This window comes from Candidatus Omnitrophota bacterium, from assembly GCA_023819145.1.
GTDB lineage: Bacteria > Omnitrophota > Gorgyraeia > DTHP01 > DTHP01 > JBFWKV01.
The window spans coordinates 1-3,078 of the sequence record JAMWCW010000030.1; the positions used below are offsets into that span (position 1 = coordinate 1).

3 protein-coding genes are annotated in these 3,078 nt (G+C 36.5%); 1 reads left to right on the forward strand and 2 read right to left on the reverse strand.

All coding sequences use genetic code 11. From position 1 onward, the window contains the following. Positions 1 to 193: hypothetical protein (locus NC818_07670; GenBank protein MCM8784619.1), on the reverse strand; the 193-nt coding region annotated here is incomplete at its 3' end. A gap of 246 nt (positions 194 to 439) precedes the next feature. Between NC818_07670 and NC818_07675 the strand changes: the two genes are divergently transcribed. Then, complete coding sequence (locus NC818_07675; GenBank protein ID MCM8784620.1) at positions 440 to 2,467, forward strand: hypothetical protein; 2,028 nt, start codon at positions 440 to 442, stop codon at positions 2,465 to 2,467. Here the strand turns inward: NC818_07675 and NC818_07680 are convergent. Continuing rightward, complete coding sequence (locus NC818_07680; protein ID MCM8784621.1) at positions 2,464 to 3,003, reverse strand: flavin reductase family protein; 540 nt, start codon at positions 3,001 to 3,003, stop codon at positions 2,464 to 2,466. The two genes, NC818_07675 and NC818_07680, sit on opposite strands and share 4 nt — an antisense overlap. Positions 3,004 to 3,078 lie beyond the last annotated feature (75 nt).

The window sequence follows — 3,078 nt, forward strand, 5'->3', positions numbered from 1 at the left end:
TCCTCTTACTTGTCCTTTCATACCATTCCGCCAATGTATATACTTCTAATTCTTCCTTCATCGTCTCTTCCATAAGCATTTTTAAAAATTCTCTAAGTTTTGGAGTAACTTCTTCTTCCCAAAATTTTTCCTTTACTTCTTGCCACCATTCTTGTAAAATCTCATTAGGCTTTAGTTCTCTGACTCTTTCCATGGGTGTGACCTCCTTTCTTTTAAAGGGTTAATTCATTTTAGCCCTTTACTTCCACCACTTAGTGGAATGGGCTAGATGGAGGTTACACCCTCTTTTTATTTTTTTCAAGTTAAATTTCCACAAAATATTTTAAATTACCGAAAACTGGCATTTTGGAAATTCAAGCGAGATTGCTTCTACCGCAATTCTAATTTCTTTATCTTGACGAAAAGAAAATCTATGTTATATTTATAATGGAGATAAAAAATGAGAAAAGGGATTGTTCAGAAAAGGTTACTTTCCCTCATCTGTATAGGAGAAATGGCCCTCCATAACCTTGTCTTCCCCGATTTTCTTCTTCCATTGCGGAGGGTCCGGAAAATTTCACCGGAATTCATCGTAGAGCCCTATCTGGCTGAAGCGGTCACAGTAGAACTTGTAAATAATGTAAAAATAAAAATTGAAAGAATCGGAGCTTTTGCCATAGAGTATGCTGAAGAAACCGAACTCAGTTCTGATACCTGGGGGATAGGACTAATCTTAGCGGTTTTAAGAAATATTGAAGGACTTGGGATGAGAAACTTAGATATTAAAAAATGGATAGAGAAAAATTATCATCTCCTTACATCGTATTTCCCCCTGATTGATAGACTTGAAAAAATCCCCAATTCTCCTGAACCATTTGAAAAATTAAGGAAAACCTTTGAGGAGAGAGAAGGGAAAGAAGCCTACTCTGCCATAGAGTCTTCTCTAATCAATTTATATCTTGAAGAGTTTATCCAGAGAAGTATTCAGCCTCAACTTTTAAGCATAGAACCCTGGGAAGCACGCCAGGATGCTTTGCTAAAGACTGCTCTTTTTTTACACCGTTTTCGCAATCCCCCACCAGGGGTAGATAGAGAGAAAATCATTCCTTCGGATTATCTTCCCGATTTAAAAAGAATCTCTACAATTTATTTTGAGGACAGAACCCCGCAAAAAGATAATTATAAAAAAATTGTAAATGATTATCTTCTTAATGATCTCATCCATTTTGAACTTGAGGGATATGGAAACAGATTTTTAAGAGGAACAAAATATATTACCCAGATACAAGGGCTCTCCGAAGAACAAATAAAAGAATTGATTAAGGAAGACCTAAAGAGGTTTGTAGAAGAGAATTATCCCATTGTAAGGAGACTTGTCTGGAGTGCTTTTAATTATCGCTACTATGCTGACTACGAACCCACAACCCGTTCCCTTTATCCCTTCCATTTTACTTTAACCATTACCGAAGCAGAATATTTGGTAAGAAGGATGATAAGTGCCTATCTTAAAAAAGTAGAAGATTTGTATAAACCCGGAGAAACTATTTTTGACCCCCATCTTTCGGATAATAAGGAAAAAAGTAGAATTGCCTATGAAGATTGGGGGAAAGTCTTAAAGAAAATAGCTGAGATTAAGGAGAATATTGGGAATTCTAATCCCCTTAGATTACAGAGAGCGATTCTCTATTATCTCTTGAAAAAACTGGCTACCGCTGGCGCTTATGACCTGAGTATACAGGAGATTAGAGAAAAGTTTCAGGATACTGGAGAAATCCCTGAGACTGAAAGTTTAAGGGAATTTCGCTTTGCTATAAGTAGCTTTAATAAATTATTTAAAGAGGTCTTGAACAATCAAAAAGAAAAAACAAAACTGGTTATTCTTGCGGATAATCATGGAGAATTTATTTATCTTTTAGGATTTATTCAATATCTCCTCCAGCAAAATCCTAATCTCATCATTTATTTAATTACTAAAAGAACCCCGGTTGCCGATGATGTTTATAAAGATTCCGTCTGGAGAATCTTAGATTATGATAGAGAAAACCAGGGTCATTTTAATTTTTTACGCGAAAAAGCAAACAAGGAAAGATTTTATATCGTAAATAACGGACCAGACTTGCAGGGAGAAGATTTACGCTCTCTGTCCTGGGATGAATATCAGACATTTACCAGTAAGCATGCCGGACAAATTACCTTTGATAAAATAGTGGTCTTAAGCTTAGGGAATGCCAATTTTGTCTCTACTCAAGGATTGAAATTGGAAAGATTTTATCTCTATCGGGTAAAGTCGGAAAGAGTTTCCTCAGCCACCGGAATTCCTCCCGAAAGCCAAGATTATGGGAAATACCCCCTTATCCTTGCCTATCTACCCTCAGAAGTATTTATCGGAACAGAATTCGGGTCTTTACGCTATACAAATTTACTTTCCTATGTTAAGAACAACCCCCAATTTTATGACCCTCCCTTAGGAAGATATACCTTCCCCTAAATTTTAATCATTCGTTCAGGCTTGGTATAAAAATTTGCCCCTAAGTGATGGATGGTTTTTACCTTCTCAATATCTAAAACCTCAGTAAATATCCCCTCATCTGCCTGGGCATAAATTATTTCACCTAAAAATATGGAGTGGTCACCTCCAGGATAAATCTTAACTAATTTGCATTCTAAATGGGCAAAACACTCGGCAATTAAAGGAGAATTAACTTCCTTAGCCTTAATGGCTGTGAGTTTAAACTTCTTAAACTTATCTACCTCCATTCCGGAAACTATCCCGCAACCCTGAACCTTATCCAACAATTCCTCTCCGGGAACATTAATCACAAACTCCTTGGATTTTTCAATCAACTCGTGGGAGAAATGACCTCTATGAATACAGATAGCAACTAAAGGTGGATTATGGGATACTGGTGTTATCCAAGCTAAGGTAATAATGTTAGCTTTATCTTTATATTTTGAAGTCACCAGAACCACTGGTCCGTGATTAATCAAGCGGTTTGCTCGTCTTAAAGAAACCTCCACTTTCATATCGGTGCCTTATTCAAGGAATCAAATCCAAAACCCTAAATCCTAAACAATATCTAATGTTCCAAATCCCAATAT